Origin of the sequence: Collinsella sp. HCP3S3_E5, from assembly GCF_052067635.1 — a bacterium.
GTDB lineage: Bacteria > Actinomycetota > Coriobacteriia > Coriobacteriales > Coriobacteriaceae > Collinsella.
The window spans coordinates 1-3,055 of sequence record NZ_JBQHQF010000044.1; the positions used below are offsets into that span (position 1 = coordinate 1).

Annotated in this window: 3 protein-coding genes and 1 pseudogene; 3 read left to right on the top strand and 1 reads right to left on the bottom strand. The window is 60.3% G+C overall.

Features of this window, described 5'->3' with window-relative positions:
• The coding region (locus ACTM82_RS08820; protein ID WP_441088546.1) for a transposase at positions 1-354 on the bottom strand (354 nt) is incomplete at its 3' end.
• Positions 355-544: 190 nt separating this feature from the next.
• On the opposite strand from ACTM82_RS08820, the gene ACTM82_RS08825 reads away from it, so the two are divergent.
• The 3 genes and pseudogenes from ACTM82_RS08825 to ACTM82_RS08835 all read left to right on the top strand — a co-directional run.
• Positions 545-823 carry a hypothetical protein gene (locus tag ACTM82_RS08825; RefSeq protein ID WP_441055859.1) on the top strand — a complete coding sequence of 93 codons (279 nt, stop codon included), beginning with the start codon at positions 545-547 and terminating at the stop codon, positions 821-823.
• 117 nt (positions 824-940) lie between these two features.
• Complete coding sequence (locus ACTM82_RS08830) at positions 941-1,378, top strand: hypothetical protein (RefSeq protein ID WP_441055861.1); 438 nt, start codon at positions 941-943, stop codon at positions 1,376-1,378.
• A gap of 501 nt (positions 1,379-1,879) precedes the next feature.
• A pseudogene (locus ACTM82_RS08835) lies at positions 1,880-3,055 on the top strand (hypothetical protein); the annotation flags it as partial.

Consider the following 3,055-nt stretch of genomic DNA (forward strand, 5'->3'; position numbering starts at 1 on the left):
CGAGAGCCTGGAGACGCCCATCTTCTCGGCCACCCTCTGCACCTTGCGGGTGCTCGTGCCCGTGGCGTACATCTCGGCGACGGCGGCAACGAGGGCGCGGTCGACGCGCCGATGGCGCTCGAGCACGTCCTCCGGGAAGAAGCTGCCGGAGCGCAGCTTGGGGATGCGCAGCGTCAGCGTGCCGACGCAGGTGGCGAGCGACCTCTCGCGGTAGCCGTTTCGGCTGTTCGCCCCGCCACCGCAGAGCTGGTCGGCCTCGGCGTCCATCACGGCGTTCACGACCTGCTCGGCTAGCCTGCGGAGCAGCTCCTGCATATCGATGGCGCCGTCGTCGAAACGGGGCATAGCGAGCATGTCCGGCGTCGGGTCTGATAAGATTTCCATAGCGGTCTTCGTCCTTTCCTAGAACCTGTTGTTGTGGTGATTTCAGATTCTAGGACGAAGGCCGTTCTTCGTTAAACGAGCGCTAGGGTGTCACCCTTACACCAACATTTTCGACGCGATCGAATTATCTATTTTCAAATATAGCATTACCAATGGAAAAATGGTTGATTCCGGCGGTTCTCATCCCAAGGATAGAGCTGATGCAATTTTGAATGCCAACGCAACGCAACTTTCCAGAATTCTGGAAATCGAGATTGCCGAATATAGGGATGCGATTGAGCACTGTCTTGAGAACAACACCGAACTCGAATCACCATTGGATAGATTATCTAACATGGGACAACTCTTGAGCGAGACGCTTTCCAGTTGGAACAACGTAAACAATTCAGAGAAAACGATGGTAATTCAGGCCTCGATATATATCGGATTCATACTTTAAGGATCTATACAGTTCTTTCTCCTATGCTTTGAAAAGGATTTTCATGAGTCGAATTGGAAAATCTGGGATGATAAGAAAAAAGAGGATTTCGAAGCAATTCGGAATCGCATTAACGACTTGCTCACCGAACTTGCTGACGAAGGAATCCTTTCCAGCGATCAGCGAAAGCGCCTGAAGGAGACATTCGAATCAGAACTAAAGGTCAGGCAAAAAGGCGAAAAGATCGAACGGATTATGCTCGATGAGCTAATAAGGCTTTTTGAAAGATTCAACATATTGTGGACCAATTTCGACGTAGACCATGACAAAAACGAAGAGACCGAATCGAGCAAAGCGCTAATCGAAAGAATGGATAACATTCGAGAAGCAAGAAACAGTATCCATGTATTCTCGAAATACAAGATACCCACCCCAGAGGCAGTGGTCAGCTGCGTACGAGATTTGTGCTTAATCCTGAAAGATATATTGTTCCGCACGAGATGCATAAACGATGAGACAAGAAGGCAGGCAGTCCTTGAGTCCCTTCTCGAGATTCCTGAAGCAACAGATTCCTGAAGCAACATACATTGAGATTGACGATAGCTGCAGAATTACTTCTATCCGGCATTCGGAGGATAGATGCTAAACCACCGGCGATTATTCTCTGAGGTCGCGTAGGAAGTGCTAAGCATCAACCAGCCATATCCTTCCGCACCTCAAAACCACTTGCAAGTATTCCCTTGCAATGAGTTCGCTAGCCGACACTCATGCATTTGAGGAGTTAATCGTTTCGGCTCGAGACGATATTCTGCCTTATCTATTTGGACTGCGATATGAAGACAGAGCGGAACTTCTTGATTGCTACAAAGACAAAAGGTGCAGTTGGATAGAACGTACTAGCGCAGGAGTTTTGCCGTGCCGGACCTAGCTATCTATCTGCGAAAGAGTGCCGTGGAGATTCTCGAGCGGTTCTAAATTGAGGCATGAATAGCCGCCGGTTAACTTCCTTTGTCGGCTTGGCTCGCGTCCCCCCAATCTAGTAGACTTTGAACCGTTGCTAGATTAGGGGGATTTTCCATGAAACGCTCCATGAAACGGGTTTCCGGGGCCGCCTGCGCGCTCGCGATCGCGGCCGCGCTGGCCCTGTGCGGGTCCGCGGCCTACGCCGCCCCCGCCGCCGCGGGGGACGCGCGGGCCGCGGACGGCGAGGCGCTGCCCGCCGAGGGGGAGCCCGCCGCCCAGGACAGCGCCCGGGCCGATGCCGTCAAGCCCGAGGCCCCGCAGGCCGACGGGGGCCAGGCGGAGTCCGCCCGGGCCGAGGAGGCCGCGCCCGTCTCGCTCTCGTACTCGGCCCACGTCTCCAATATCGGCTGGATGGGCGCCGTCGCCGGCGGCGGGGTCGCCGGCACGACCGGCAGGGGGCTCCCCCTCGAGGCGCTGCGCCTCGTCCTGTCCGACGCGTCGACCGGCGAGACCCTCGGCGCCGACGCGATATCCGTCGAGGCCCACGTCGCCGGCATCGGCTGGCAGCCCGCCGTCGGCAACGGCGCCGTCGCCGGCACCACCGGCCAGGCCCGCGCCGTCGAGGCCCTGAGGGTCAGGCTGTCCGCGGACCTGTCGGGTCGCTACACCGTCTGGTACCGCGTCCACTCCGCCGAGTTCGGATGGCTCGGCTGGGCGTGCGACGGCGCCGACGCCGGCTCGGCCGGCTACGGCCGCGCCGCCCAGGCCGTCCAGGTCGCGGTCCTGCCCAAGGGCGACCCCGCCCCGGTCGACACTTCCACGCCCTTCGTCGACAGGTCCTCCGAGCCCCCCTCGGTCTCCTACCGCGCCCACGTCGCCGGCATCGGCTGGCAGGGCGCCGTCTCGGGCGGCGCCGTGGCCGGTACCACCGGGCAGGGCCGCGCCCTTGAGGCCCTCTCGGGCTCCGTGTCCTGGTACGGGCACGGCCCCTCCTCCCTCGAGGTGAGGGCCCACGTCTCGAACCTCGGCTGGCAGGGCTGGACCTCGGGCGCCGCCGGCACCACCGGGCGCGCCCTGGCGGTCGAGGCGCTCCAGTTCAGGCTCTCCGGCGAGGCCGCCTCGTCCTACGACGTGTGGTACCGCGTGCACTGCGCCGACTACGGCTGGCTCGGCTGGGCCAAGGACGGCGCGTCCGCGGGCACGGTGGGGCTTGCGAAGGCCGTCCAGGCCGTCCAGGTCGTGCTCGTCCCCAAGGGCGGCGCCGCGCCGGGCCCGGCCGGCGGCGCCTTC